This window comes from Crossiella sp. S99.2 (genome assembly GCF_023094165.1).
In the GTDB taxonomy this organism is placed as follows: domain Bacteria; phylum Actinomycetota; class Actinomycetes; order Mycobacteriales; family Pseudonocardiaceae; genus Crossiella.
Genome location: NZ_JALMDK010000006.1, coordinates 108,860 through 133,350, shown reverse-complemented (window position 1 = coordinate 133,350; position 24,491 = coordinate 108,860). Strand labels below are relative to the sequence as shown.

The window sequence follows — 24,491 nt, the reverse complement described above, 5'->3', positions numbered from 1 at the left end:
GAATGGCCGATGAGTTCTCCCGCGTCCCAGGGAGAACGGGCCGACTGGACTCAGACCTGTTCGGCCAGGCGGCGTGGGTCGGGCAGCAGGTAACGCAGGCGGCTGGTGCGCACCAGGCCCTGGGCGCGGAACCGCTTGAGCGCGGCGTCCACCGTCTTGGCCGAGGCGCCCACGGACTGGGCCAGTTCCTTCTGGCTCATGCCGCGGATGGCCACCCCGTGCTCGGTCTGCTCGCCGCGGTCATCGGCCCAGCTCAGCAGCTGTTTGGCCACCCTGGTCGGCACGTCCTGGAAGGCCACGGACAGGCCGCGGTGGTCGGCGTTGCGCAGGCGGCGCTGCAGGGTGGAGTTCACCAGCAGCAGCACGTCCTGGTTGGTGCGCATCAGGCTCAGGAACACCGCCCTGGGCACGTGCACGGCGCTGCCCGCGGTGTGCGCGATGACCGTGGCGCTGCGCGGCACCTCCTCGATCACGCCCAGTTCGCCGATCAGCTCGCCTGCCCCGTAGAAACCGGCGATCAGCTCGGTGCCGTTGCCGCCGGAGAGCAGCACCTTGACCAGGCCCTGCTCGATGAGCAGGACCTCGTCGCTCTCGGCGCCTTCGGACAGCAGGGTCTGTTGTCGGTGGAAGTCCCTGGACCTGCCGTAGCGGCGCAGCACTGCGCGGACCGCGTCCTCCCTCGCCATCACCGCATCATCTCCAACCGGCCAGCTCGCCAGGGAGGGACCGACCGGGTGAACGGTGGCTGCTCCGGTCACCCGATCGATGCAAGTCGGCGCTGGGTGTCCTCGGTGGCAAGAATGAAAGCCTCCATCGCCGCGTCCACCGCCGCCCGGTCGCCGGTGGCCAGCAGGTCCAGCAGCAGGCCGCGGGTGACCGCCAGGCCGAGGCGGGCCTGGGCCTGGGCGGCCGCGTCCGGGAAACCGTTGGCCCGCAGCCAGTCCGCCATCGGTTCGGTCCAGGAGGTGACGATGCCGTCCAGGAACCCGGTGGTGCCGGGGCGACCCTGCAGGGCCTGGCCGTACAGCTCGAAGAACAGCCGGATCAGCGGGGCCAGTTCCGGATCGGTGAGCCTGCGCCAGAACTCCCGCGGCGCGGTGGCGGGGGAGGCGCCGGTGCGGTCCAGTTCGGCGAAGGCGGCGCGCTGGCGGCGTTCGACCTCGCGGACCACCTCGACCAGCAGGCCCGCTTTGGACTCGAAGTGGTAGATCAGCATCCGGTGACTGGTGCCCAGCGCGGTCGCCAGCTGCCGCAGGCTCAGCTCGCCGACACCGTGCTCCGCGCACCAGGCCACCGCCGCGGCCAGCAGTTTCTCCTTCGCCGCCGACACCGGCACCGCCTTCCGTCTGAGTGAACCATATGGTACATGTACCAACTGGTACACGAAGGAGGGATCTCATGGCGGTGCAGCGGATCGAGGTTCGGGTGCGGTCCACAGCCGCGCCCGCGGCGGTCTACGCGCTGGTGCGCAGTGGGCCGAGCTGGCCGGGGTGGGCGCCGTTCACCGGGTTCGAGCTGGAGCGCGCCGGCGAGTCGGGCGGGGAGAGCGTGGGCGCGATCCGGCTGTTCCGCCGGGGTAAGCGGACCACCCGGGAGCAGGTGGTGGAGCTGGTGCCGGACCGCAGGCTGGGCTACACGCTGCTGGGCGGGCTGCCGCTGCGGGAGTACCGGGCCAACATCGACCTCGAACCCGCCGGGACCGGCACCGAGATCCACTGGCATTCCAGCTTCCGGCCGCGGGTGCCCGGCACCGGCTGGCTGTACCGGTGGGCGCTGACCACGTTCATCCGCCGCTGCGCGCTGGGCCTGGCCGAGCACGCCAACCACCGCTGAGCCCGGCGCGCACTGCGGTTTCCCGCATTCTTTTCCTGCGGTGCGCCCACCCGGATCCGATGGTCTGCCTCAGGGTGTTCTCAGGCCGGAATTCCTAGCGTTGACACCATGTTCGACGGAATCATCACCTGGGTCACCGACCTCATGACCACCCTCGGCGCGCCGGGCGCCGGTCTGGCCATCGCGCTGGAGAACCTGTTCCCGCCACTGCCCAGCGAGGTGTTCCTGCCACTGGCCGGGTTCACCGCCAGCCGCGGCGGGATGAGCCTGCTGGCCGCGATCATCTGGACCACCGCGGGCTCGGTGGTCGGCGCGGTCGCGCTGTACTACCTGGGCGCGCTGCTCGGCCGGGACCGCACCCGGGCCATCGCCGCCAAGCTGCCGCTGGTCAAGGTGTCCGACCTGGACCGTACCGAGGCCTGGTTCGCCAAGCACGGAGTCAAGGCGGTCTTCTTCGGCCGGATGATCCCGATCTTCCGCAGCCTGGTGTCGGTGCCCGCTGGCGTGGAGCGGATGCGGCTGGGAGTGTTCCTGCTGTTCACCGCGCTGGGCAGCCTGATCTGGAACACCGCGTTCGTGCTCGCCGGGTACTTCCTCGGCGAGAACTGGACGCTGGTGGAGACCTACGCCGGGTTCCTGTCCAAGGCGGTGCTGGCCGTGGTCGGCATCGCGGTGATCGCCTTCGTGGTGTCCCGGGTGCGCCGCCGGAGCAAGCAGCGCGTCTAACTGCCCAGGTAACGCAAAATTGCCAGCACCCGGCGGCTGTAGCCGGTGGTGTGCGACAGATCGAGTTTGTCGAAGATCGCGTTCACGTGCTTCTCCACCGCGCTCTGCGAGATGTGCAGCGCGGTGGAGATGCTCGCGTTGGTGTGGCCCTGGGCCATGTGCCGCAACACTTCCCGCTCCCGTTCGGTGAGCCGGGCGAGTGGATCGGTGTGCGTGGTGCGGGCCAGCAGCTGGCGCACCACCTCCGGGTCGAAGGCGGCCCGGCCGGAGCCGACCCGGTCCAGCGCGTCCAGGAACTCCCCGACCTGGGCCACCCGGTCCTTGAGCAGGTAGCCGACCCGGGCGCTCTCCCCGGTGAGCAACTCGGTGGCGTAGCGCTTCTCCACGTACTGGGACAGCATCAGCACGCCGACCTCGGGCCAGCGGGCCCGGATCTCCAGCGCGGCCTGCAAGCCCTCAGCCGTGTGCGTGGGCGGCATCCGGACATCGATCACGCACACGTCCGGCTGCTCCTGGGTCACCGCGGCCAGCAGGGCGGCGCCGTCGCCGACCGCGGCGAGCACTTGGTGGCCCTCCTCCACGAGCAGGCGCACCAGGCCTTCGCGCAGCAGGATGGAATCGTCGGCGAGGATCAGGCGCATGGCAGGCTGGCTCCGATGACTGTGCCGCCGCCCTGGGGTGAGCGCACCTGGAACTCGCCGTCCATGGCCGCCACCCGCTGGGCGAGGCCGGAGAGTCCGCCGCCGGCCGGATCGGCGCCGCCGACCCCGTCGTCGGCGATCTCCACCAGCAGCCGGGCCGGTGCGTCGAGGCAGGTGAGCCGTACGGCCAGGGTGGTGGCGTTGGCGTGTTTGGTGGCGTTGGTGACGGCTTCGCACACGATGAAGTACGCGGCGGCCTCGACCTGCGCGGGCGGCCGCTGGGGCGGCAGCTCGCAGGTGACCGTGGTGTGCAGCGGGGAACCCTCGACCACCCGGGCGATCGCCTCGGGCAGGCCCAGGTTGTCCAGCGCGGTGGGGTAGACCCGCCAGGCGACCTCGCGCAGATCGCTGAGGATCTCCTGGCATTCCTGGTGCGCCTGGGCCAGCAGTGCCTCGGACCTGGCCGGGTCGGCGCCGCGGCGGGCCCGGCCGATCAGCAGGCCGAGCGCGACCAGGCGCTGTTGCACGCCGTCGTGCAGATCGCGTTCGATCCGGCGGCGTTCGGCGTCCACCGCCTCGACCACGCCCGCGCGGGTGAGCGTGAGGTCCTCGATCCGCCGGCGCAGCTCGGCGGGGCTGCGGCCGAGGAACTCGCGGACCAGTCGACGCTCCACAGTGGACAGTGCGTACAGCCCTTGCAGGGCAAGGTAGAGCAGCACCAGGCCGGGCAGGCTGAGCGCGAGGATGGTCTCGGTGGTGATCCGGCCGGCCGGATTGCCGGTGAAGATGCTGCCGCCGGTGAACCAGGCGCCGAAGCTGGCCACCACCGTGAGCAGGCCGTAGCCCAGCAGGAACAGGATGACGCCGCCGCCGAGGCCGACCGGCGTGCGCAGCAGCAGGTACATCCAGGGGCGGCTCTGCGCTTCGGCCTCGCCGCCGCCGAAGTACCTGGCCACCCGGCGGGCGTCCCGGCGGGCCAGCCGGCGCGCGCCGCGGAGCAGCAGTTCGCCCAGCCGCTGCCGGGCCGACGGCCAGGGCAGCAGCAACCCCAGCAGCAGACCGGAGATGACCAGGTAGCCGAGTTCGGCCAGGGCGGCCAGCGCGCCCAGGGTCAGTCCGGCCCCGATACGCGCGGCGGCGGTGAGCAGGGGCAGCGGACGCACAGCGTGCAGGCTAGCGGGCAGGGCCGTTCGGGGGACTGTGGAAAACCGTACGAGTGGCGGGGGAAACCCGCAGCGTGGCTGACCTCATTGGACGATTGACCGGCGCGCGCGGGCGAACCTAGCGTCAGTCCGTCATGGTGTGGCCGGGCTCACAGCGAGGTGTGGCATGTCGGTAGGCATCGCAGGTCGGCTGACGACCATCGGGGCGGTGGCGGTCGCTGCGGCCGCGTTGTTCGCCTCCGGGGCGGAGGCGGCGGTCCGCCAGGTGCGGCACTACGTGGCGCTGGGCGACTCGTTCACCTCGGGCCCGCTGATCCCGCTGCCGCGGCTGAACCCGTTGGGCTGCGCGCGCTCCACCGAGAACTACCCGAGTCTGCTGAACCGGCGGATCCGGCCCGCCCGGTTCACCGACATCAGCTGCGGGGCCGCGGACACCACGAACATGACCCAGCCGCAGTCGGTGCCGCTGGGCCGCAACCCCGCCCAGTTCTCCGCGCTGACCAAGGACACCGACCTGGTGTCGGTGAGCATCGGCGGCAACGACTTCAGCGTGTTCGGCGAGACCATCTCCACCTGCGCGAGCCTGCGGGCCAGTGATCCGGGCGGCGCGCCGTGCGCGAAGAAGTTCGGCGACGAGCTGAGCAAGCGGATCGGCCAGACCGAGGGCCGGGTTGTGGCGGTGCTGCGCGGGATCCGGGAACGCGCGCCCAAGGCCAGGGTGCTGGTGGTGGGCTATCCGCGGATCGCCCCGCCCAGCGGCACCTGCCCGAACACGCTGCCCTTCGCCACCGGCGACTACCCGTTCCTGGACGGGGTGGAGCAGCAGCTCAACGCGGCGCTGCGGCGCGCGGCCGGGGCCACCGGCGACACCTATGTGGACACCTACGGCCCGTCGCTGGGTCACGACGCCTGCCAGCGGCGCGGGGTGGCCTGGGTGAACGGACAGCACACCGATCTGCTCGCGGCCGCCAGCTACCACCCGTTCCGCACCGGCATGGTCGGCATGGCCGACGCGGTGCAGCGGGCGCTGACCACCCGGATCCGGACCTAACCCACCCCCGGCGCGTCGAGTTGGCCAAACCGGTACGCCCGGTTGGGCCAACTTGGCGTACCAGTTGGCCCAACTCGGCGGGTCAGGGCTTGGTGAAGGCGAGGCCCATGCGGAGGGCGGCGGCGGCTTCCAGGACGGCGTCGCGGCCGGTGTGGCCGATGCCGAGCACGTTGGCGAAGCCGTGGATCAGGCCGCGGCGGCGGCGCAGGAACACCGGCACGCCTGCCTTGGTGAGCTTGTCCGCGTACTCCTCGCCCTCATCGCGCAGCGGGTCGAAGCCGGCGGTGACCAGGTAGGTCGGCGGCAGCCCGGAGAGGTCCTCGGTGAGCAGCGGCGAGGCGCGCGGGTCGAGCACCTCGTCGGTGGAGTTGAGGTACTGCTCCTGGTACCAGTCCATCTTGTCCGAGGTCAGCACGAAGCCCTCGCCGAAGAGACGGCGGGACTCCCGGCGCACGGAGAAGTCGACCGCCGGGTAGATCAGCAGCTGGAAGGCGGGCACCGGGTCCCCGGCGGCCTTGGCCAGCTGGGCGGTGACCGCGGCCAGGTTGCCGCCCGCGCTGTCCCCGCCAACCGCGATCTGGCCAGGGTGCAGGCCGAGGGAGTCGGCGTTCTCCAGGGCGTAGCGGTAGACCGCGGTGGCGTCCTCGGTGGCGGCCGGGAACTTGTGCTCGGGGGCCAGCCGGTAGTCCGCGGAGAGCACCACGACGCCGGCGTGCACGGCCAGGAACCGGCACAGGTTGTCGTGGGTCTCCAGGTCGCCGACCACCCAGCCGCCGCCGTGGTAGAAGACCAGCGCCGGGGCCGGGCTGGGCAGTCCGGCCGGGAGGTAGACCCGGGTGCGGATCGGGCCGCCGGGGCCGGGCACGCTCAGTTCGCGCACCTCGGCCACCTCCAGCGCGGTGCCGCCGATGATGGCCGCGGTCTTGCGCAGGCCGCGCCGCGCCTCCACGACCGAACCCGCGCTGAGCGGATTCTCCTTGGCCAGGCTCATCAGTTTGAGCATGGACTGCACCTCGGGGTGCAGTTCCTGACCGTCGATGACGGTGGTGCGGCCGCCGATCGCGCGCTGCGCCGGAGCGGGCAGCGCGCCGACCGCGGTGGCCAGCGAGCGTTCGACCAACTCACGCAGTGCCGGACGAGGAGGGGTCATGGCCCCGATGCTACCCACGGGTAGTGCGCTTGGCAGCCGCGCGGATCCGCTGGCTCAGGGCGCGGTCAGGCCGGTGCGGTAGGCGTAGCGGGTGGCATCGGCCCGGTTGCGCGCGCCGATCTTGGCGAAGGCGTTGTTGATGTGGGTCTTCACCGTGGCCTCGCTGATGAACAGGGCCGTGGCGATCTCCGGGTTGCTGCGCCCGCCCGCGATCAGGGTCAGCACCTCGGCCTCGCGGGCGGTCAGGCCGTCCGGCGGGCGGTGCGGTTTTGGCGGTTCCTGGCGGGTCAGCGCGGCGACCAGGCGCTGGGAGACCGCGGGGGCGAAGGTGGACTGGCCGGCCGCGGCGGCGCGCAGGGCGGCGGCGATCTCGGCCCGGCCGGCCTCCTTGGTCAGGTAGCCGCGGGCGCCGGCGCGCAGCGCGTCGGCGATGGACTCGTCGTCGGCGTAGGTGGTCAGCACCAGCACCCCGACCCCGGGGAAGCGTTCGGTGATCCGGCGGGTGGCCTCGACCCCGTCCAGCACCGGCATCCGCAGGTCCATCAGCACCAGGTCCACCTCGTGCTCGGCCAGCAGCGCCAGGGCCTGCTCGCCGTCCCCGGCGTCGGCGACCACCTCGATGTCCTCGACCAGGCCGAGCAGCGCGACCAGGCCCTCGCGCATGATCTGCTGGTCGTCGACGACCAGGACCCTGATGGTCATTCCGGCACCTCCGCGCGCACCAGCCAGCCGTCCCCGTCCGGGCCCGCGGTGAGTGTGCCACCCAGCAACGCCAGCCGCTCCCGCATCCCGGTCAACCCGAATCCGCCACCGGGCAACTCGGTGCGCGGGGTGCCCGCCGCGTTGCGCACCGACAGCCGGACCGCTCCGTCCACATAGGACAGATCGACCTCGATCGGCGCGCCCGCGGCGTGTTTGCCCGCGTTGGTCAGCGCCTCGCGGGCGGTGCGCAGCAGGGAGACCTCGGCGGCGGGGGAGAGCGTGCGGGTCTCGCCCTCGGTGCTCAGCCGGACCGGGGACTGGTGATCCCGTTGGTGCGCCTGGGTCAGCTCGGCCAGCGCGGTGGGCAGCGGCGGCACGTCCGAGCGCAGCGCGGCCACCGCGGCCCGCGCCTCGGTCAGCCCGTCCACGGCCAGCCGCCGGGACCGCCGCACCCTGGCCAGCGCGGCGTCCGGATCCCGGCCGTCGCTGAGCAGCGCCTCGGCCACCTCCAGCTGCACCGCCAGCGCGCCAAGGGAATGCGCCAGCACGTCGTGCAGTTCCCTGGCGATCCGGGTCCGCTCGGTCTCGGCGAGCAGCCGGGCGGCCTGCGCGGTCTGCTGCCGGTGCTGCCGCTGGACCAGGCCGAGCAGGGTGAGCAGCGCGAAGATGCCCAGGTTGCTCAGGATGACGCCGGTGCCGCGTTCCCAGAGCAGGCCGCTGACGGTGACCAGGGTGACGTCCGCGGCGGTCAGCGCGAAGCCGAGGCCCAGGCTGGGCACCGGGTGCGAGATGAACACCATCAGCCCGACCGCGGCCATGGTGGTGGCCGAGGCCTCCGGCGCGCCGACGATGGCCGAGGCCAGCAGCGAGCAGGCGGCCAGCGCGCTCAGCGCCACCCGCGGCGCGCGCCGGGTCAGGGCCAGGAACACCAGCCAGCCCAGGAAGGCCGGGCCGAGCACCAGCCAGGCCCACCGCGGCGTGCCCGGCGAGCTGAGCAGCGCGTACACCAGCAGCGCGGTGACCAGGACGTGCATGGCCCGGCGGTCGTTCACCGACGGCGTGGGGTGCATGGGGGCAGTCTGCGGGTGCCGGGGGTTCAGTGCCGCACCGGATGCCCTGCCCGGGTGGCCAGCACCAGCGACTGGACCAGCAGGCTGGCCCCCAGGGTCAGCATGATCGCGCCGCCGCCGCTGGTCAGGGTCGCGCCCATGGCGTGGCCGAGGAAGCCGAGCAGCACCCGCAGCCCGATGAAGCCGATCCACACGCCGATGGCCGGACCGCGCATCCGGGTGAAGATCCGGCCTTCCCGTAGTTGCACCTCGCTGGTCCGGCCCAGGCCGACCCCGGCGCCTGCCGCCAGCAGCAGGCCCAGCACCAGGAAGGTCAGGTCGACCGGCGGGATGTGGTAGTCCGCGCCCAGCTTGTTCTTGAGCTGGAACAGGCCGATCACCGCGATCACCGCCGGGCCCACCCACACGTCCTCGCCGCGTTTGGTCAGCTCGTGCCAGTTCATCCGGCGGATGATCACGAAGACCACCACGGCGATGGCGATGGCCCCGTTGAACAGCGTGCTCATGGTCATGGGAGCACGGTAGGAAGATCAGGGGGTGGAGTTCGTGGGCTCAGGGGTGGAGCCGGGGGTGGAGATCGAGCCGGGCGGGGGCCACTCGTCCTCGGGCACGCCGGGGAAGAGCCGCCGCAGGTAGTAGTCGGCGGTGGCCATCGCCTCCTCCGGGGTGCTGTTGTCGAGCAGGATGTCCGAGCCGAGGGAATCGGCGATGCACCACAGCATCATCGATTCCTTGTCCGGGTCGATGCCCGGCGCGGTCACCCCGCGCTCTCGTGCCGCGCGGATCATGTCGGCGAAGAAGTTGAACAGTTTCGGCTGGCCCTGCAGGTAGATCCGGCGCAGCGAGGGCTCGTTCAGCGCGCGGATGAAGTAGGCGATGCCGACCAGGCGGCCGGTACGGGTGTGCTCGTCGATGGGCAGCGTCTCGACCATGCAGGCGCGCAGCACCGCCCACGGCGGCGGGTCGCCGGCCAGATCGCGGGCCAGCCGGGCGCGCACCCGGTCGCCGGTCTTCACGCTGCTGAACTCCAGCGCGAACTCCAGCATGTGGTCCTTGGTCTTGAAGTAGTGCTGGACCGAGCCCATCGAGACGCCTGCCTCGGCGGCCACATCCCGCAGGCTCACCGCCTCCATGCCGTGCTTGGCGACGATCCGCCACAGCGCCTCGGCGATGTGCCGCCGACGTTCCTCGTGGTCAACCTGCTTCGGCACCGACAGCCACACTTTCTTCATGCGGACGCATTGCAACGGCTCCCATGTCATGGTTACCATGCACCTGCATTGTAACCGGTCGGGAGCTGGTTACCAGGGGATCAACTGGGGGAGTCGTGACGCAAGTCCAGGTCAGCGGGCAAGGAGTGCAGACGCGGGCGCTGCCGCCGTTCGCCAGTGTGCCGGTGCTGGCGGTCGCCGGGGTGATCGGCGTACTGCTGGTGGCCCTCGCCGATCGGTACGGGTGGTTCGGGGACGAGCTGTACTTCATCGCCGCCGGACAGCGGCTGGACTGGGGATATGCCGATCAGGGGCCGCTGGCGCCGTTGCTGGCGCTGGCGATGGAGTCGGTGTTCCCCGGCTCGCTGACCGCGCTGCGCCTGCCGTCGGTGCTGATGGTGCTGGCCACCGTGGCGGTGACCGCGCTGATCGCCCGCGAACTGGGCGGCGCCCGGCGGGCGCAGACCCTGGCCGCGCTGGTCACCGCGGGTTCGCCGTTCTTCCTCGGCAACGGGCACCTGCTCACCACCAACTCGCCGGACGTGCTGATGTGGGCGCTGGCCTGCTGGCTGCTGGTGCGCTGGGTGCGCACCCGGCGGGACGCGGTGCTGCCCTGGCTGGGCGTGGTCACCGCGATCGCGGTGCAGAGCAAGTTCCTCATCGCCGGGTTCTGGATGGTGCTCGCGCTGGCCGTGCTGGTGGCCGGGCCGAGGGAGCTGCTGCGCAGGCCGATGTTGTGGCTGGGCGCGGGAATCACCCTGCTGGCCACGCTGCCCAGCCTGCTGTGGCAGGCCGAGCACGGCTGGCCGCAGCTGGGCATGACCGGGCAGATCGCCACCGAGGGCCAGCTGATGCACGGCGGGCTGCTCGGGTTCGTGCCGATGATGCTGTTCCTGGCCGGGCTGATCAGCGGGCTGGTGGTGCTGCTCTACGGGACCTGGCGGCTGCTGCGCTCGGCCGAGCTGCGCCCGTACGCCTTCCTGGGCTGGACCTTCCTCGGCGTGGCCGCGCTGTTCCTGATCGCCGGCGGCAGGCCGTACTACGTGGCCGGGATGTTCCCGGTGGTGTGGGCGGCGGGCGCGGTGGAGCTGTCCCGCAACCGGGTGGCCGGCTGGTGGCGCTGGTCGGCCAGCCTGCCGGTGGCGGTGGTCTCCACGCTGGCCATGTCCTTCTTCGGGCTGCCGCTGGAACCGGTGGCGAGCCGGGCCGGGGCCGGGTCGGTGGACTTCATCAGCACGCACAGCGTGGGCTGGGCCGAGCTGGCCGACCAGGTGGCCGCCGAGTACCGCAAGCTCCCGCCGGAGCAGCGGGCCCGGACCGCGGTGCTGACCAACGGCTACTGGACGGCCAGCGCGCTGGCCTGGTTCGGGCCGGACCGCGGACTGCCCGCGCCGCAGAGCGGGTCCAGGGGCTACTGGTACTTCGGCGCGCCGCCGGAGTCCGCGGACGCGGTGCTCTTCGTCGGCCGCCCGCAGCCGGTGCTGGCCGAGTCCTTCCGCACGGTGACCCAGCTGCGGGTGCTGGAGACGAACTTGAAGGCCAACAAGGCCGTGGACGGCGCGCCGTTGCTGCTGGCGACGGGGCGCACGCAGAGCTGGGCCGAGCTGTGGCCCCGATTCCGGAAGCTGGGGTGACCCCATGACCACGCTGAACTCCGCCGCGCCCCGCCTGCGCCCGCCGCGCTACCGGGTGGATCCGAGCGCGCGCCGCTGGTGGACCGTGCAGGCGCTGCTCACCGTGACCGGGCCGGCGTTCCTGGTCGCGCTGACCATGACCACGCTGTCCCTGCTGTTCTTCCCCGGCGCGCTGCGCTGGCTCGGCCCGCTGCTGCTCGGCGTGCTGGTGCTGCCCGGCCTGGGCTACCTGCTGGTCATGCCGCCCTGGCGATACCGGGTGCACGCCTGGGAACTGGGCGAGCACGCGGTCTACTCGGCCAGCGGCTGGTTCTGGCAGCGGCGGCGGATCACCCCGCTGACCAAGGTGCAGACCGTGGACACCGTGATCGGCCCGATCCAGCGTGGTTTCGGCCTGGCCACGGTGATCGTGACCACCGCCTCCACCGCCGGGGACGTGCGGATCTCCGGACTGGCCCTGGACGAGGCGAACGAGCTGGCCCGGCGGATCGGCGAGGCCGCCGCGGTCGGGGAGGCGTGATGGACTGGCGCAGGCTCGACCCGCGCATGATCGCAGTGCACGTGAGCTGGCTGGCCCCGCCCGCGGCCTCCTTCCTGCTCGCTCTGCTGATCTCCGGCGGCCGGCTGGACCTGCGGTCCTGGCTCACCCTGGCCGGGGTGACGCTGGGCTTCCTGACCTTCACCACGATCGGGATCGCCACCTGGGCCAAGACCCGGTACCGGGTCACCGCCGACGCGGTGGAGGTGCGCACCGGGATGTTCATCAAGACCCTGCGCACGGTGCGGCTCAACCGGATCCGCAACGTCGACCTCACCGCCAGCCCGGTGCACCGGATCTTCGGGGTGACCACGCTGCGGATCGGCACCGCCGGGTCCAACGACACCGGCAGCGAGATCAAGCTGGACGCGCTGTCCAGGGTGGACGCCCAGGCCCTGCGCGCCGAACTGCTCGCGCACGTCACCCGCTCCGCCGCCCAGGATCCCGTGGTCTCGGCGATGAACCTGCGCTGGCTGCGGTACGCGCCGCTGACCTTCTGGGTCTTCGGCGGGGTGGTCCTGGTGCTCGGGCTCGGTTACCGGGCGCTGGAGGCGATCGGCATCGAGGCATGGCGGCTGCCGGTGGTGCAACAGCTGGCGGTGGAGTTCGGCTCCAGCGCGCTGTGGCTGACCATCCCGCTGGTGCTGCTCGCCTCCACCCTGCTCGGGGTGGTCGGCGCGCTCGGGCTGTACCTGGAGAACTGGTGGCGGTACCGGCTGGAATGGGTCAGCGACCACCTGCTGCGGGTGCGCCGCGGGCTGCTCACCACCCGCTCGGTCTCCATCGAGCGCAACCGCCTCTTCGGCGTGCTGCTGCGCGAACCCCTGCTGCTGCGGGCAGGCGGCGGCGCCACGGTGAAGGTGGTGGCCGGTGGGCTGGGCAACGAGGAGCAGGACAGCGCGCGCAGTGCCGTGCTGCCGCCGGCGCCGCTGACCGAGGCGCTGCGGGTGACCGCGGGCGTGTTGCGCGAACCCGTTGGCCCACTGGTGGATCCGGTGCTGGCCGGGCATCCGCGGGTGGCGCTGCGGCGGCGGATCGTGCGCGGACTGCTGTTCGTGACCGCGCCTTTGCTGCTGGTGCAGGGAATTCTGGGCTGGCTGCTCACGGATGTGTTGCTGCACCTGGCCTGGAGCACCGCGCTGGCCAGCCTGCCGTTCGTGCTGTTCTTCGCCAGGGACGCCTACCGCAACCTGGGCCACGGCCTGTCCGGCTCCTACCTGCTGGCGCGTTCGGGCACGTTCAGCCGGGACACCGCGGCGCTGCGCCGGAGTGACGTGCTGTCCTGGACCTTCACCGACAGCCCGTTCGCCCGCCGCGCCGGGGTGGTCACGCTGACCGCCGCGGTGGCCACCGCCGCAGGCGGCTACCGGGTGCCGGACATGGCCGCGGCGGACTCGGCCGGGTTCGCCGACCGGGCCGCGCCGGGGATCCTGACCGAATTCCTAGACCGCGGCGGCGAGAGGGAACAGCTCCTGGCGGAGTTCACGCACTGCGGTGCGGGCGGCCCGGTTGGCGCCGATGGTGCTCGCTGACGGCCCGTAACCCACCAGGTGCAGCCGCGGCTCGGCGGCGGGATGCCCACCGGCCATCACGATCCCGCCGCCGGGCGCGCGCAGCTTCAACGGGGCCAGATGGTTGAGCGCGGCCCGGAACCCGGTGGCCCAGATGATCGTGTCGACCCGTTCGTGGCTGCCGTCGGCCCAGGTCACGCCGTCCGGGGTGATCCGCTCGAACATCGGGCGGCGGCGCAGCACCCCGCGCGCGGTCAGGTCCTTGATCAGCGGGGTGAGCGCGAGCCCGGTGTTCCAGACCACGCTGCGCGGCGGTTTCCCGGCCCGCACCGACTCCTCCACCCTGGCGATGATCGCCCGGCCGCGTTCGGGGGTGAACTCGGCGTCGCTGAACTCCGGTTCCCGCCGGGTCACCCAGATCGTCTCCGCGATCGGGGACAGCTCGTCCAGGAACCGCAGCGCGGAGGCCCCACCGCCGACCACCACCACCCGCTGCCCGGCGAACCCGGCCGGTCCGCGGTAGTGCGCGGTGTGCAGCGCAGTGCCGAGGAACTCCCGCGCGCCCGGGTAGTGCGGCCACAGCGGATGGCTCCACGAGCCGGTCGCGTTGATCACGCCCCGGGCCCGCCAGCTGCCTTCTGCGGCCTCCACCAGGAAGTCCGGGCCGTCGTGCCGGACCGAACGCACCTGGACCGGGCGGATCACCGGCAGGTCGAAGCGCTGCTCGTACTCGGTGAAGTAGGCCGAGAGCACCTCGGCGGCGGGCCGCTGCGGATCGGGCACGATCAGCGGCAGGTCCTGCAGGGCGTGGAAACCGTGCACGTCGGCGTAGCGCAGCGAGGGCCAGTAGTGCTGCCAGGCGCCACCGGCGTGCGGGGCCGAGTCCAGCAGCACGTGCCCGATCCCGGCCCGGCGCAGGAAGTACGAGCTGGACAGACCGGCCTGGCCGGCCCCGATCACCACCACGTCCGTGTCCACGTCCGCTGAACGTCCGTGGGCGGCGGGGACATTCCCCGGTGGGGGAAGGTCACACCGGCACTCAGCTCATGCCGAAGCCGGGATGCCCGGCCAGCCAGTCGGTGTAGCGCGGGCTGCGGGCCAGCACGTCGGCGTAGGCGGACAGCGCGTGCCCGGCCAGCCTGGCCACCTCGTCCGGGCTCTGGCAGCCGCTGTGCCAGCCGATGAACTGCCGCCAGCGCAACGGGATCCCGGCGATCGGCACCGGGATGACACCCGGCATCTCGCGGAAGGTCGGCTGGCACAGTGCGATCGCGTCCCCGGAGCGGACCAGGTCCACGCAGCTGACCACATCGGTCTCGTACAGGTCCCGTGGCGCGAACCCGGCGCGGGCGCAGGCGGCGGCGAAGCAGTCCCCGAAACAGCCGTCGCCCGGGGTGGCCGACCAGCGGGCCTCGGCCAGATCGCTCAGCTCCACCTCGTCCTTGTCCGCCAGGGGGTGATCCTCGGGCAGCAGCACGAACACCGGGTCCACCGCGAGCAACCGCCACCGCACGCCCGCCGCGACCGGCGGCGCGGACTCCCCGCACACCCCGACCAGCGCGTAGTCCAGCCGGCCCGCGGCGACCAGCTCGGTCAGCTCATCGGCCGACCAGGAGCTTTGCGGGGAGATCCGGGCCTGCGGCCGGGCCGCGCCCAGGTGGTGCATCAGCCCGCCCAGCATCGGTCCGTTGGTCGCGCCGATCCGGTAGTGCGCGGTGCCCTCGCCCGCCGAGTTGGCCAGCCGCGCGGCCTCCTCGCGCAGTTCGCTCACCGCGGGCAACAACATCCGGGCCCTGGCCAGCACCAGCTCGCCGAGCGGGGTGGGCCGGGAACCGCGCCGGTCCCGCTCGAACAGGGTGCCGCCGAGCGCGCGTTCGATCCGGTTGAGCTGGGCGGTCAGCGCCGGTTGGGCGAGTCCGAGCCGGGCCGCCGCTTTGGTCACGCTGCCGGTGTCCGCGACAGTGCAGATGACCCGCAGATGCCGCAGCTCCAGTTCCATACCTCGACGCTAAATCCCTTGCGGCTCAGGCGGAAGGGTTTGCCTCCAGCGGCGGGAACCGGTGCTCGTTGCGGTCGATCTTGGCGTGCGCCTCGGCCGGGAGGTCCAGACCACACACATCGGCGAAACGCACCAGGTAGAGCAGCACGTCGGCGACCTCGTCCGCCACCCGGTCGCGCAACGCGCCGTCGGTCAGCTGCGCGCGGATCTCCTTGTCGCTCAACCATTGCAGTTCCGCGACGAGTTCGCCGACCTCGCCGGAGAGCGCCATGGCCAGGTTCCGCGGGGTGTGGAACGGCTCCCACTCCCGCGCCGCCGCGAACGCCCGCAACCGGGGGACAAGCTCGTCAAATCCAGACATGCCCGCAACCCTAGGACTTGCTCAGCTCCCGCTTGAGCAGGGTCAGCTCCCGCCGCCGCCGGATCGCCCTGGTCAGCACCACCGCCGCCAGCGCCACCAGCGACCCGCCCAGCGCGAGCGCCACCGGCAGCCCGCCGCGCTGCGCGGTGACCACGGTCAGCCCGGCCGCGGTGCCGGTGGCGAAGGTCAGCGCCAGCCAGCCCGCGACCACGCTGTCCCTGGCCAGCAACGGCCCGCGCCGGGTCAGCGCCCACACCGCGAAGGCGGCCCAGGTCGCCCCGACCAGCGTCAGCAACCCGAACGCCACCTGGGTGGCCGGCGGCAGGGCCGGTTCGGTCAGCCACAGCGCGCCGGTCAGCAGCGCCCCGGCCAGTCCGGCCAGCCCGACCAGCACGTGGCGCAGCCGCGAGGGCGCGAGCGTGGCCAGGATGTCCTCCGCGGAGCGCGCGGGAACGTCGAAACGGTCATCCGTCATGGCGGAACCCCTTCTCCAGCAGGCGTTCGCGGAGCAGCCCGCGAGCGCGGGACAACCGGGACTTGACCGTGCCCACCGGCACCCCGAGCACCTCGGCGCAGTCCCGCAGGGACAGATCGGCGAGGTGGAAGAGCACCAGCACCTCACGTTCGGGCAACGGCACCCCGGCCAGTCCCGCCCGCAGTTCGAGCACATCCAGCACGGCCTCGGCCGAGGACTCCGCCACTGGATCAGGTGGCGGCTCGGGCCGGTACCGCTCGCGCAGCCGGTCCAGCAGGGTCCGCCGCGCGATGGTGAACACCCAGGGCGCGAACCGCCCTGGCTCCCGCAACCGCGGCAAGGCGCCCAGCACCGCCAGCCAGGTCTCCTGCACGAGGTCCTCGGCGGTCTGCGGGGTGCTCATCCGGCGCAGGTAGGTCCACAGCGGCGGGTGCCAGGCCCGCACCAGCTCGGCCAGCGCCGCGGGCTCCCCGAGCTGGCACCGCACCACCAGCAACGCCGTGTCCCGGTCCTCGGTCACGCGCTCACCTCCCAGTCGGTCACCGGCTCAGTCGGCCCGGCCCCCGGAAAGGTTCGCGCCCCGCCACAACCCACCCTGGGTAACGACCCGATCAGCCCCCGTGACCCGGCTTGCTGTCGATCTACCTAGTCATCCAGACTCGCACACGTGTTCGACCGAACGGTGCAACTCGCTCCCTCCCTCGGCCGGGTCTACGACCGCAGCAAACCGGTCTGGGTGGACCTCAACGAGCTGTACCGGCACGGCTTCCTGGGCGACCGCACCGCCGCCAGCCTGCTCATCCGCCAACAGGGCCTGGTGCTCACCGGCCGGGTCCCCGGCACCCTGCACGCCTGGCTGCGGACCGAGGAGGGGTACTGGGCGGGGCTGGTGTCCTACTACGTGGCGGCGCGGCCGGGCGGGGCGGTGCCGCCGCTGGAGATCAAGAACCTGGTGCCGAGGGGGGCGTTGCGGCCGCGGGCGCCGGAGGACCGGGATCGGGAGTCGCGGTTCTAGCCCCGGTAGTGCCCCGGCCAGTCCTGGTGCCGGATCCGGGTCGTCTCCAGCACCTCGCCCACCGTCCCCCACTCGTCCCGCCCCAGCCGCGCCAGTGGCTTCAGCCGCTCGATGCCCGGCAGGTCGTCGGTGAACATCTCCTCGGCCACCGCCGCGTGCACCACCCGCCCGAACACCACCGTCGAATCGCCCAGCCGCACCGTGCTGTGCAGCACGCACTCCAGCGCCGCCGGACTGCTGGCCACCCGGAACGGTTTGACCTTGCTGCTGGGTTCCCTGGCCAGGCCGACCGCGTCGAACTCGCTGGTGGCCGGGGGGAAGTCGGTGCCGGTGGCGTTGATCTGGGCGAAGTTGTCCTGGTTGGCCAGGTTGACCACGAACTCGCCGGTGGCCTCGACGTTGGTCAGGGTGTCCTTGCGGCCGACCGAGGTGAACTGGACGATCGGCGGGGCGACGCAGGCCACGGTGAAGAAGGAGTGCGGGGCGAGGTTGTCCACGCCCTCGGCGGAGACCGTGGACACCCAGGCGATCGGGCGCGGCACCACCACGGCGGTGAGCAGCCGGTAGAACCGGCCGATGCCCGTGGTGTCCGGGTCGAAGTCCAGGCGCATGGCCTGATTCTCACTCAGCGGTGTCGGCGCAACAGCTCCGCCTCCCACTGGCCGCGGACCATCTCGGTCAGCGTGGACTGCTGCGGTGACCAGCCCAGACGTTGTCTGATCAGCGTGGTGTCGCCGACCGAGCGCTGGGTTTCGCCGGGGTTGGCGGGGCGGTGGGTGACCCGGATCTCCCGGCCGGTCACCGCGCGCACGGTGTCCACGATCTCGGTGACGCTGGCCGGGACGGCGCCCACGTTGTAGACGTCGAACCGGCCCGGCGTGGCGTCCTCCAGCGCGTGCACCATGGCCCTGGCCACGTCGTTGACGTGCACGAAGTCCCGGATCGCCGATCCGTCCCCGTTGATCTCCACCGAGGGCAGGTGGCCGGCGGCCACACCCACCGCCCTGGTGATGATCCGGGTGTCGTCGTAGTCGCCCAGCTCGCCGACCGCGCCGGCGATGTTGAAGATCCGCAGCACCGCCGCGCCCAGGCCGCCGGTGGCCACCTGCCAGCGGATGGCCTCCTCGGCGGCGACCTTGGAGGCGGCGTAGGGGTTCTCCGGGGCCACCGGGGTGGTCTCGTCGATGGGCTGCCGCGCCGGGGTGCCGTAGACGCTGGCGGTGGAGGCCATCACCAGCCGTGGTTTGACCCCGGTGACCTCGGCCTGCCTGGCCAGCGCCTCCAGCACGTGCAGGGTGCCGCCCAGGTTGACTCGGTAGTACAGCGTGGGGTGCGCGAAAGCCTCTCTGATCCTGGTCAGCGAGACCAGGTGCACCGCGGCATGCACCCCGTCCGCGGCCGCGAGCAGGCCCTCGCCGTCCAGCACGTCGCCCCTGCGCAGCTCCACCCCCTCGGGCACATTGACCACTGAGCGGTGGACCAATGCCACGACATCGTGGCCGGTCTGGGAAAGTTGGCGTACGACGGCCTGTCCGACATAGCCGCTCGCGCCGGTGACGAGGACTCGCATACCACCATCTCACCAGAAGGAAATGGGTGTACCGGCAAGTTTTGTGGCCTTCACACGGAGGTCGGGATTACCTTACTCCGGTAGGGAGAAACGCTGTGACAGGGAGTTGTTCGCATTGGGCCGTTCGGGGCATTATCTGCTGGCTATCGGGTGAGTAGTGGACCTTTCCCCTCCATATTCCCTGGCGTCAACGTCGACCCTTCAACTATGAGCGTGGAAGGGCTCGGGGCGGCCAGCCGGGTTTTACTGGCCGACGTCGGGCGTCGTCGCAGCGTGCGCCGGGGCACGGTGCTGTTCAGGCAGGACAACGAGTCCGACTCGGTCCTGCTGGTCGAGCACGGTCTGCTGCGCATCTCGGTGGTGAGCCAGGACGGCACCGACAGCGTGCTCGCGCTGCGCGGCAGCGGCGAGCTGGTCGGCGAGTTCGGCGCCATAACAGCACGTCGGCGCTCGGCCACCGTGGTCGCGCTGACCGACTCGACGGTCGTGGTGATCGCCTCGGCCCGGTTCCGCTCGCTGCTGCGCCAGTTCTCCGGACTCGCCTGCGACGTGCTGTCTTTACTCGTCACCCGGGTGGATGAATCTGACCGGCGGCGGCTGGAGGTCGGCACCTGCACGGTGTCCCAGCGACTGGCCCGCTTCCTCGGCGAGCTGGCCGCCACGCACGGCACCGAGCGGGCCGACGGCGGGGTGGAGATCGCCGCGCAGCTCACCCAGGAGGAGCTGGGCAGCGCGATCGGCGCCACCAGGGAGTCGGTCTCCCGCGCGCTGGCCGAACTGCGCGACGACGGTCTGCTCAGCACCGCACGCAGGCGGATCACGATTCTGGCTCCCACCCGACTGGACTCCTACCTTGGGACGTAAGACTGAATCACACCTCGAAAGTGCGTTGGATCACAGATTGACCTGCGGTTTTAGGGTAAACACACGCTGATGCAATACCACCCGGTGCATTTCTCGATCGTGGTCGTGGACATCGCGAAGTTCGGCACCCGAGATGACCGGTTCCAGCTGCTGCTGCGCAGCGGACTGGCGGCTGTCCTCAAGCAGGCGTTCGAGGAGTCCGGCATCGACTGGGACGAACTCGCGATCGAGGACCGAGGGGACGGCAAGTGCCTGCTCATCCCGGCCTCGGTGTCCAAGGTCCGGTTGCTGGACCCGCTCATCAGCAGGCTCGCGGTGGCGCTGCGCCAGCACAACCAGTTCACCAGCGAGCAGGGCCAGATCCGGCTGCGCATGTCGGTGCACGCCGGTGAGGTGCACCGGGACCGGGACGGCTGGTCCGGCACCGACCTGAACTTCGCCTTCCGCCTGGTCGGCAGCGAGGCGCTCTACGAGGTGCTGGCCGCGGTGCCCGAGGCCGAGCTGGTGGTGATCGTCTCCGAGGCCATCCACAACGCGGTGGTGCGGCACGGCTACGGCGCGGTCGACCCGGCCTCCTTCCACCAGATCGAGGTGCAGCGCAAGGAGGTCAGCGCCGAGGCGTGGGTGCACGTGCCGGGCATCCTGGCCCCGCTGGCCCGGCTGGAGCTGGACAGCGGCGGCAGCGGCCCGCCCGCGATCACCGTGCGCGGCAACGTCAACGGTGACGTGGTCGGCCGGGACAAGCATGTCGGCGGGCCATGGTGAGTGCCGACCGCGTCGGAGGACTGGCCGAGCCACTGCCGGATCGGGCACACCACGGGGTCGACCACACCGGCCGCGCGGGCAGCGGCGGGCCGGGCGCGGCCGAGGGCGAGGGCGGCCCGCACCGGGAGGCCGCCAGGGCGCTGACCATCGACAAGATCAAGGAACAGCTCAGCAATCCGGCCCGGCTGCTCGACTCGGTCTCGCTGGTGGAGGAGATCCACCGCCAGGTCAGCACGCTGCGCCCGGCCGGGGGCGGCGGGCAAGCGGCCGCGCCGATCGTGATCATGGGTGATGTCACCGGGGACGTGGTCGGCCGGGACTCCTTCGTCGGCCGCCGCGGCGGCGGGGTGGACACCGCCGAGCCGGTGGCCCGCCGGGTGGCCGCGCCGGTGCTGGCCGGTTTCCGCGGCGCCTTCGTCGAACCCGGCAGCGCAGGGGCGATCCGGGACCGGCTGGCCCGGCCGGGGCTGGTGCTGCTGGCCGGGCCCAGGGGCTGGGGCAAGACCGCGCTGGGCATGGTGCTGCTGGCCGAGCGCTGCCAGGGCGAGGTGTATGAGTTCGAGCCGATCGAGGACCTGCTGCGGCTGCCCACCGGCGCGCTCAAGGCCGGGCGCGGCTACCTGGTCACCGACCTGCCGCCGCATGTGCTGACCGCGGCCCGCGGCGCGGACCTGCACCGGCTGGACGAGGAGGTCACCGCCAGGGGCGCCCGGCTGGTGCTCACCGTGGCCGGGGCGGGCGCGGCGGCCAAGCCCTGCCAGCTCCCGGTCGCCGACCACCCCGAGCCCAAGGCGCTGCTGCTGGCCCACCTGGGCAGGCTGCTGGCCGCCGAGCGGGTGGCCGAGCTGACCGGGCAGCACGCGGTGGCCGAGCTGATCGAGGGCAGCTGCCAGGAGCCGTTCGAGGCCGCCGCGCTGGTCCGGCTGGCCGAGGAGCTGGCCCGGCTGGACCGCGGCGCCGAGGTCACCGAACTGGCCCAGCGGCTCACCGTGCGTTCCAAGGAGGAGCTGCGGGCCTGGCTGGACGAGGTGTCCTCGCCGGACCGGGCCTTCCTGCTGTGCGTGGCCATGTTCGACGGCCTGGCCTACGGCACCGTGGTGGACCTGGCCGAACGGCTGGACCGGCTGACCACCGGCCGGGCCGCGGCCAGGGTGGACGGGCCGCCGCACGGCCGCCAGGCGCGCTGCGAGCGCACCCGCACCGAGATCCTGCGGGCCTGGAGCCACACGCCGTACGGCCGGGTGCCCACCGAGATCGTCCGGCTGCGCCAGGCCGACCACCGGCCGTGGATCGTGGACCAGCTCTGGTGCGCCGGCTACTACGGCCGCCCGGCGCTGCTGCGCTGGCTGCGCGAGCTGGGCACGCACCACGCCCGGCCGGTGCGCGGCGGGGCCGGTGCGGCGGTGGGGCTGCTGATGTCCCGGGAGTTCGAGACCTTCCGCCGGGCGGTGCTGGAGCCCTGGGCCGCGGGCGAGGATCCGGCGGGCCGGGAGGCCGCGCTGGTGGCCCTGGGCGTGGCCGCCGGGGACTTCCAGCTCACCGGCGCGGTGGTGCGGCTGGCGCACAGCTGGTCCCGCTCCGGCGAGTGGCAGCTGCGGCGCACCGCGGCCCGCGCCTTCGGCGAGTCACTGGGGCACCTGGTGCCGGACACCGCCTTCGAGGTGCTCGGCGAGCTGGCCGGGCAGTCCGATCCGGGCGGGGTGTTCGCGATCTCGCAGAGCCTGGTGGAGCTGGCCCGCTCCGCCGACGACGCGCTGCTGGCCACCGTGGTGGCCACGGTGGAGAGCTGGGCGACCTCGCACCGGGCACACCGCAGGCACGTGGGGGTCTACGGTTTCCTGCAGCTCTGCGCGGACCTGTGCCGGCCCGGCGAGCACAGCGCGCCGCGCCTGTTGCAGTGGGCTGACCAGGGCGCGGAGCCGACCATGGCGCTGGCCGGGCTGTGGCGGCGGGCGCTGATCGACCCGCTGGTCAATCGCCCGGCCAGGTGGGTGCTGCGCTGGTGGGCCCAGTCCTGCGAAGGTGATACCGCCGCCACCACGGCCCTGGCCAGGCTGGCCCGCTCCGTCGCGCGACTGCCGAGGGAGGTTGAGATTCTGCGTCGCGCCGCGCTCACCTGGCCGGACGCCGACCCGCCAGCCACCGCGGCCGCGGCCGCGGTGCTCGACGCGCTGTCGTCACCAGTCCGAGGAGCACGGCCTTGACCGCACCCCATGACGAGCACCACACGGCGGAACCCCACCTCACCGCCGACCTCCGCAGCCCCATCCGCAGTGAGATCGAACTGCCTGCCCGCAGGCTGCTGGCCAATCGTCCGGCGCCCCGCCCGCACACCACGTTCGTGCTGTCCACGGTGGACGGCAACGCCTACGTGCCGACCCGGATGCCCAGTGCGCGGGAGTGGCGCTCCACCGGGGTGCGCTGGCTCTACGAGGTGGACCTAGCCGACCACTGGGCGCTGACCACCGTCCTGCTGCCCTGCCACGGCGACCTGTTCCAGTTCCACACCGAGCTGGAGTTCGGCTGGCGGGTGCACGATCCGGTGCAGGTGGTGCGCAACCGGCTCACCGACGCGGTGGAGCTGTGCCGCAGGCACCTGCTGGCCCAGCTCCGGCAGGAGTCCCGCCGGTTCGACCCGGCGGCCACCGCGCTGGCCGAGACCGCGCTCAACCAGCTGCCCGCGCTCTCCCCGGCGGCGCTGCCGGAGGGCGTGACGTTGTTCCGCTGCCACGTGCGGATCACCCAGGACCACCGGCTGCGCGAGCACCGGCTGGCCATGCTGGCCGACCAGCAGCAGGGCGAGCTGATCGTGACCAGGGCGCAGCGGCTGCGCAGGCTGGTCGAGGACGGGCACTACGCGGTGCTGGCCCTGCACCTGGCCGAGCATCCCGGCGACACCGCGAAGGTGGTGCAGCTGCTGGCCGAGCAGGAGAAGCTGAGCCTGGACACCAGCCGGGGCATCGTGCAGTCGCTGCTGGACTCCGGGTTCGCCCAGGACGTGGACATCGACCAGCTCGGTGGCGAGGCGCTGCGCCGGGTGCTGGCGCACCTGCAGGCCGGTCCGGGGCGGGCGTTGCGGGAGTTCGCGGCCAATCGCAACCAGCTGCCGGAGATGCCGGACTACCCGGCCGCCTCCCGGTTCCCGCCGGACCCGCGCAACGGCCAGGGGTCACTCTGACTCCCGACTGGTGGAGGATTGTCCTGAAGTAAGACATGTGCGAAAAAGTTTGACATGTTCGCGCGTGCGGTTCGACGGGCAGCGCTCGCCCTGGCAGTGACGACCCTGGCGCTGGTGAGCACGGCCGCTCCGGCCGTGGCCTTCCCCGGCGCGTTCCTCCCCGCGCTGGGCGCGGGCAACCGGGGCGCCGATGTGCTGGCGCTCCAGCAGTTGCTGCGTCAGCAGGCCCAGACCCCGCCCGCTGACGGCGTATTCGGCGCGAGCACCACCACCGCGGTCCGGGCCTTCCAACAGGCCAAGGGGCTGGCGGTGGACGGCATCGCGGGTCCGGCGACCTGGGGCGCGCTGCTGGTCACCCGCCGCCAAGGAGACAGTGGTCCCGCGGTCTCCGCGTTGCAGGCCCAGCTCAGCGCCAAACGCCGGATCACCCTGCCGGTCACCGGCAACTTCGACGCGGCCACCCGGTCCGCGGTGCTGGCTTTCCAGCAGCACGCCGGGATCGGCGCCGACGGCGTCGCCGGTCCGGACACCTGGCGAAACCTGTTGTGGCACTACGACTATCCCGACTTGACCGCCCTGTGTGACCAGGACCCGGACGGCAACGGCACCGCCAACTGGGGCACCGGGTCGGCCATCGGCCAGCTGGAAGCCGCGGCCCGGAGTTTCGCCGCCACCGGCCAGGGCAAGGTGCCACTGGGCGATGTCAGCAAGGAACACGGCGGCGACATCGGCGGCCACGCCAGCCACGAGGCCGGCCTGGACGCCGACCTGTGGCCGATCCGCACCGACAACGCCCAGTGCACCGCCGGCCGGATCACCTGGCAGTCCGCCACCTACGACCGGGCCGCCACCAAGGCTCTGGTGCAGGCCCTGCGCGCGGCCGCCCCCGGCCGGGTGAAACTGATCTTCTTCAACGACCCCGAGCTGATCAGGGCGGGCCTGACCACCCGATACGACAACCACGACAACCACCTGCACATCCGGTACTGCGCGCCGGTGCATCCGAACCCGCTCTACGCCTGTTGATCTCCGCC

At 72.2% G+C, this 24,491-nt stretch carries 28 protein-coding genes; 12 read left to right on the top strand and 16 right to left on the bottom strand.

Translation table 11 applies throughout. The features are described 5' to 3' along the window. Window positions 1-50: 50 nt before the first annotated feature. Window positions 51-686, bottom strand: a complete 636-nt coding sequence (locus MZC64_RS23670) for a Crp/Fnr family transcriptional regulator (protein ID WP_185002297.1) — start codon at window positions 684-686, stop codon at window positions 51-53. Between the two features lie 68 nt (window positions 687-754). Then, window positions 755-1,330, bottom strand: a complete 576-nt coding sequence (locus tag MZC64_RS23665) for a TetR/AcrR family transcriptional regulator (RefSeq protein WP_247759748.1) — start codon at window positions 1,328-1,330, stop codon at window positions 755-757. Window positions 1,331-1,398: 68 nt separating this feature from the next. On the opposite strand from MZC64_RS23665, the gene MZC64_RS23660 reads away from it, so the two are divergent. Beyond that, complete coding sequence (locus MZC64_RS23660; RefSeq protein WP_247759749.1) at window positions 1,399-1,833, top strand: SRPBCC family protein; 435 nt, start codon at window positions 1,399-1,401, stop codon at window positions 1,831-1,833. Window positions 1,834-1,941: 108 nt separating this feature from the next. Beyond that, the gene (locus MZC64_RS23655) at window positions 1,942-2,559 is read left to right on the top strand and encodes a DedA family protein (RefSeq protein ID WP_247759750.1); all 618 of its coding nucleotides are present in this window, start codon (window positions 1,942-1,944) and stop codon (window positions 2,557-2,559) included. On the opposite strand, the gene MZC64_RS23650 is transcribed toward MZC64_RS23655, so the two are convergent. Further along, window positions 2,556-3,200 (bottom strand): response regulator transcription factor, encoded by a 645-nt coding sequence (locus MZC64_RS23650; RefSeq protein ID WP_247759751.1) that lies wholly within the window; start codon window positions 3,198-3,200, stop codon window positions 2,556-2,558. The two genes, MZC64_RS23655 and MZC64_RS23650, sit on opposite strands and share 4 nt — an antisense overlap. Beyond that, window positions 3,191-4,363 (bottom strand): sensor histidine kinase, encoded by a 1,173-nt coding sequence (locus tag MZC64_RS23645; RefSeq protein ID WP_247759754.1) that lies wholly within the window; start codon window positions 4,361-4,363, stop codon window positions 3,191-3,193. The genes MZC64_RS23650 and MZC64_RS23645 overlap by 10 nt, the downstream gene beginning before the upstream one ends. Before the next feature lie 166 nt (window positions 4,364-4,529). Here MZC64_RS23645 and MZC64_RS23640 point away from each other — a divergent pair, with 166 nt between their 5' ends. Further along, window positions 4,530-5,414 (top strand): SGNH/GDSL hydrolase family protein, encoded by an 885-nt coding sequence (locus MZC64_RS23640; RefSeq protein ID WP_247759756.1) that lies wholly within the window; start codon window positions 4,530-4,532, stop codon window positions 5,412-5,414. Between the two features lie 82 nt (window positions 5,415-5,496). Here the strand turns inward: MZC64_RS23640 and MZC64_RS23635 are convergent, their stop codons facing one another. Genes MZC64_RS23635 through MZC64_RS23615 form a run of 5 tightly spaced genes read right to left on the bottom strand, consistent with a single transcriptional unit; the run spans window position 5,497 to window position 9,568 of the window. After that, window positions 5,497-6,564, bottom strand: a complete 1,068-nt coding sequence (locus MZC64_RS23635) for an alpha/beta hydrolase (protein ID WP_247759758.1) — start codon at window positions 6,562-6,564, stop codon at window positions 5,497-5,499. 54 nt (window positions 6,565-6,618) lie between these two features. After that, window positions 6,619-7,266 (bottom strand): response regulator transcription factor, encoded by a 648-nt coding sequence (locus tag MZC64_RS23630; protein ID WP_247759760.1) that lies wholly within the window; start codon window positions 7,264-7,266, stop codon window positions 6,619-6,621. Then, on the bottom strand, window positions 7,263-8,336 hold the full coding sequence (locus tag MZC64_RS23625) for a sensor histidine kinase (protein ID WP_247759762.1): 1,074 nt from the start codon (window positions 8,334-8,336) through the stop codon (window positions 7,263-7,265). The genes MZC64_RS23630 and MZC64_RS23625 overlap by 4 nt, the downstream gene beginning before the upstream one ends. A gap of 26 nt (window positions 8,337-8,362) precedes the next feature. Further along, window positions 8,363-8,848 (bottom strand): hypothetical protein, encoded by a 486-nt coding sequence (locus MZC64_RS23620; protein ID WP_247759763.1) that lies wholly within the window; start codon window positions 8,846-8,848, stop codon window positions 8,363-8,365. Window positions 8,849-8,866: 18 nt separating this feature from the next. Beyond that, complete coding sequence (locus MZC64_RS23615) at window positions 8,867-9,568, bottom strand: TetR/AcrR family transcriptional regulator (protein WP_247759765.1); 702 nt, start codon at window positions 9,566-9,568, stop codon at window positions 8,867-8,869. Window positions 9,569-9,663: 95 nt separating this feature from the next. Between MZC64_RS23615 and MZC64_RS23610 the strand changes: the two genes are divergently transcribed. The 3 genes from MZC64_RS23610 to MZC64_RS23600 are packed head-to-tail and all read left to right on the top strand — an operon-like array spanning window position 9,664 to window position 13,251. Then, a complete protein-coding gene (locus MZC64_RS23610; RefSeq protein WP_247759766.1) occupies window positions 9,664-11,181 on the top strand; it encodes a glycosyltransferase family 39 protein in 1,518 nt (505 codons plus the stop codon). A 4-nt stretch (window positions 11,182-11,185) separates the two neighbouring features. Next, window positions 11,186-11,701 carry a PH domain-containing protein gene (locus MZC64_RS23605; protein ID WP_247759772.1) on the top strand — a complete coding sequence of 172 codons (516 nt, stop codon included), beginning with the start codon at window positions 11,186-11,188 and terminating at the stop codon, window positions 11,699-11,701. Next, on the top strand, window positions 11,701-13,251 hold the full coding sequence (locus MZC64_RS23600; protein WP_247759774.1) for a PH domain-containing protein: 1,551 nt from the start codon (window positions 11,701-11,703) through the stop codon (window positions 13,249-13,251). Before MZC64_RS23605 ends, MZC64_RS23600 begins: the two co-directional genes overlap by 1 nt. On the opposite strand, the gene MZC64_RS23595 is transcribed toward MZC64_RS23600, so the two are convergent. From MZC64_RS23595 to MZC64_RS23575, 5 genes are all read right to left on the bottom strand, one after another. Next, entirely contained in the window at window positions 13,162-14,208 is a 1,047-nt protein-coding gene (locus tag MZC64_RS23595) for an NAD(P)-binding domain-containing protein (protein WP_247759775.1), read from the bottom strand. The genes MZC64_RS23600 and MZC64_RS23595 overlap by 90 nt on opposite strands. 61 nt (window positions 14,209-14,269) lie before the next feature. Continuing rightward, window positions 14,270-15,229, bottom strand: a complete 960-nt coding sequence (locus tag MZC64_RS23590; RefSeq protein ID WP_247759777.1) for a LysR family transcriptional regulator — start codon at window positions 15,227-15,229, stop codon at window positions 14,270-14,272. A gap of 25 nt (window positions 15,230-15,254) precedes the next feature. Then, a complete protein-coding gene (locus tag MZC64_RS23585; protein WP_247759779.1) occupies window positions 15,255-15,590 on the bottom strand; it encodes a nucleotide pyrophosphohydrolase in 336 nt (111 codons plus the stop codon). A gap of 10 nt (window positions 15,591-15,600) precedes the next feature. Further along, window positions 15,601-16,065 (bottom strand): hypothetical protein, encoded by a 465-nt coding sequence (locus MZC64_RS23580; protein ID WP_247759780.1) that lies wholly within the window; start codon window positions 16,063-16,065, stop codon window positions 15,601-15,603. After that, window positions 16,055-16,585 (bottom strand): sigma-70 family RNA polymerase sigma factor, encoded by a 531-nt coding sequence (locus MZC64_RS23575; protein WP_247759782.1) that lies wholly within the window; start codon window positions 16,583-16,585, stop codon window positions 16,055-16,057. Before MZC64_RS23575 ends, MZC64_RS23580 begins: the two co-directional genes overlap by 11 nt. Window positions 16,586-16,732: 147 nt before the next feature. Here MZC64_RS23575 and MZC64_RS23570 point away from each other — a divergent pair, with 147 nt between their 5' ends. Next, the gene (locus MZC64_RS23570) at window positions 16,733-17,080 is read left to right on the top strand and encodes a hypothetical protein (protein WP_247759783.1); all 348 of its coding nucleotides are present in this window, start codon (window positions 16,733-16,735) and stop codon (window positions 17,078-17,080) included. Here MZC64_RS23570 and MZC64_RS23565 read toward each other — a convergent pair. Beyond that, window positions 17,077-17,691 (bottom strand): flavin reductase family protein, encoded by a 615-nt coding sequence (locus MZC64_RS23565; RefSeq protein ID WP_247759785.1) that lies wholly within the window; start codon window positions 17,689-17,691, stop codon window positions 17,077-17,079. The genes MZC64_RS23570 and MZC64_RS23565 overlap by 4 nt on opposite strands. Window positions 17,692-17,705: 14 nt before the next feature. Continuing rightward, on the bottom strand, window positions 17,706-18,650 hold the full coding sequence (locus MZC64_RS23560) for an NAD-dependent epimerase/dehydratase family protein (RefSeq protein WP_247759786.1): 945 nt from the start codon (window positions 18,648-18,650) through the stop codon (window positions 17,706-17,708). Window positions 18,651-18,857: 207 nt separating this feature from the next. Here MZC64_RS23560 and MZC64_RS23555 point away from each other — a divergent pair, with 207 nt between their 5' ends. The 5 genes from MZC64_RS23555 (at window position 18,858) to MZC64_RS23535 (ending at window position 24,483) form a co-directional block, all read left to right on the top strand. Further along, window positions 18,858-19,514, top strand: a complete 657-nt coding sequence (locus tag MZC64_RS23555; protein ID WP_185002317.1) for a Crp/Fnr family transcriptional regulator — start codon at window positions 18,858-18,860, stop codon at window positions 19,512-19,514. Window positions 19,515-19,583: 69 nt separating this feature from the next. Beyond that, complete coding sequence (locus MZC64_RS23550; RefSeq protein WP_247759787.1) at window positions 19,584-20,279, top strand: hypothetical protein; 696 nt, start codon at window positions 19,584-19,586, stop codon at window positions 20,277-20,279. Beyond that, window positions 20,273-22,483 (top strand): hypothetical protein, encoded by a 2,211-nt coding sequence (locus tag MZC64_RS23545; protein WP_247759788.1) that lies wholly within the window; start codon window positions 20,273-20,275, stop codon window positions 22,481-22,483. The genes MZC64_RS23550 and MZC64_RS23545 overlap by 7 nt, the downstream gene beginning before the upstream one ends. Beyond that, complete coding sequence (locus MZC64_RS23540) at window positions 22,480-23,457, top strand: hypothetical protein (RefSeq protein ID WP_247759790.1); 978 nt, start codon at window positions 22,480-22,482, stop codon at window positions 23,455-23,457. Before MZC64_RS23545 ends, MZC64_RS23540 begins: the two co-directional genes overlap by 4 nt. A gap of 114 nt (window positions 23,458-23,571) precedes the next feature. Further along, window positions 23,572-24,483, top strand: coding sequence for a penicillin-insensitive murein endopeptidase (locus MZC64_RS23535; protein WP_247759794.1), 912 nt, complete (start codon window positions 23,572-23,574; stop codon window positions 24,481-24,483). The last annotated feature ends 8 nt before the right edge of the window (window positions 24,484-24,491 follow it).

What these genes read in the sequence shown, in the direction of transcription:
- MZC64_RS23670 (WP_185002297.1), bottom strand. Translation starts at nt 686, where the DNA reads ATGGCGAGGGAGGACGCGGTCCGCGCAGTGCTGCGCCGCTACGGCAGG.
- MZC64_RS23660 (WP_247759749.1), top strand. Translation starts at nt 1,399, where the DNA reads ATGGCGGTGCAGCGGATCGAGGTTCGGGTGCGGTCCACAGCCGCGCCC.
- MZC64_RS23655 (WP_247759750.1), top strand. Translation starts at nt 1,942, where the DNA reads ATGTTCGACGGAATCATCACCTGGGTCACCGACCTCATGACCACCCTC.
- MZC64_RS23650 (WP_247759751.1), bottom strand. Translation starts at nt 3,200, where the DNA reads ATGCGCCTGATCCTCGCCGACGATTCCATCCTGCTGCGCGAAGGCCTG.
- MZC64_RS23640 (WP_247759756.1), top strand. Translation starts at nt 4,530, where the DNA reads ATGTCGGTAGGCATCGCAGGTCGGCTGACGACCATCGGGGCGGTGGCG.
- MZC64_RS23635 (WP_247759758.1), bottom strand. Translation starts at nt 6,564, where the DNA reads ATGACCCCTCCTCGTCCGGCACTGCGTGAGTTGGTCGAACGCTCGCTG.
- MZC64_RS23630 (WP_247759760.1), bottom strand. Translation starts at nt 7,266, where the DNA reads ATGACCATCAGGGTCCTGGTCGTCGACGACCAGCAGATCATGCGCGAG.
- MZC64_RS23625 (WP_247759762.1), bottom strand. Translation starts at nt 8,336, where the DNA reads ATGCACCCCACGCCGTCGGTGAACGACCGCCGGGCCATGCACGTCCTG.
- MZC64_RS23620 (WP_247759763.1), bottom strand. Translation starts at nt 8,848, where the DNA reads ATGACCATGAGCACGCTGTTCAACGGGGCCATCGCCATCGCCGTGGTG.
- MZC64_RS23615 (WP_247759765.1), bottom strand. Translation starts at nt 9,568, where the DNA reads ATGAAGAAAGTGTGGCTGTCGGTGCCGAAGCAGGTTGACCACGAGGAA.
- MZC64_RS23605 (WP_247759772.1), top strand. Translation starts at nt 11,186, where the DNA reads ATGACCACGCTGAACTCCGCCGCGCCCCGCCTGCGCCCGCCGCGCTAC.
- MZC64_RS23600 (WP_247759774.1), top strand. Translation starts at nt 11,701, where the DNA reads ATGGACTGGCGCAGGCTCGACCCGCGCATGATCGCAGTGCACGTGAGC.
- MZC64_RS23590 (WP_247759777.1), bottom strand. Translation starts at nt 15,229, where the DNA reads ATGGAACTGGAGCTGCGGCATCTGCGGGTCATCTGCACTGTCGCGGAC.
- MZC64_RS23585 (WP_247759779.1), bottom strand. Translation starts at nt 15,590, where the DNA reads ATGTCTGGATTTGACGAGCTTGTCCCCCGGTTGCGGGCGTTCGCGGCG.
- MZC64_RS23580 (WP_247759780.1), bottom strand. Translation starts at nt 16,065, where the DNA reads ATGACGGATGACCGTTTCGACGTTCCCGCGCGCTCCGCGGAGGACATC.
- MZC64_RS23565 (WP_247759785.1), bottom strand. Translation starts at nt 17,691, where the DNA reads ATGCGCCTGGACTTCGACCCGGACACCACGGGCATCGGCCGGTTCTAC.
- MZC64_RS23560 (WP_247759786.1), bottom strand. Translation starts at nt 18,650, where the DNA reads ATGCGAGTCCTCGTCACCGGCGCGAGCGGCTATGTCGGACAGGCCGTC.
- MZC64_RS23555 (WP_185002317.1), top strand. Translation starts at nt 18,858, where the DNA reads ATGAGCGTGGAAGGGCTCGGGGCGGCCAGCCGGGTTTTACTGGCCGAC.
- MZC64_RS23550 (WP_247759787.1), top strand. Translation starts at nt 19,584, where the DNA reads ATGCAATACCACCCGGTGCATTTCTCGATCGTGGTCGTGGACATCGCG.
- MZC64_RS23545 (WP_247759788.1), top strand. Translation starts at nt 20,273, where the DNA reads ATGGTGAGTGCCGACCGCGTCGGAGGACTGGCCGAGCCACTGCCGGAT.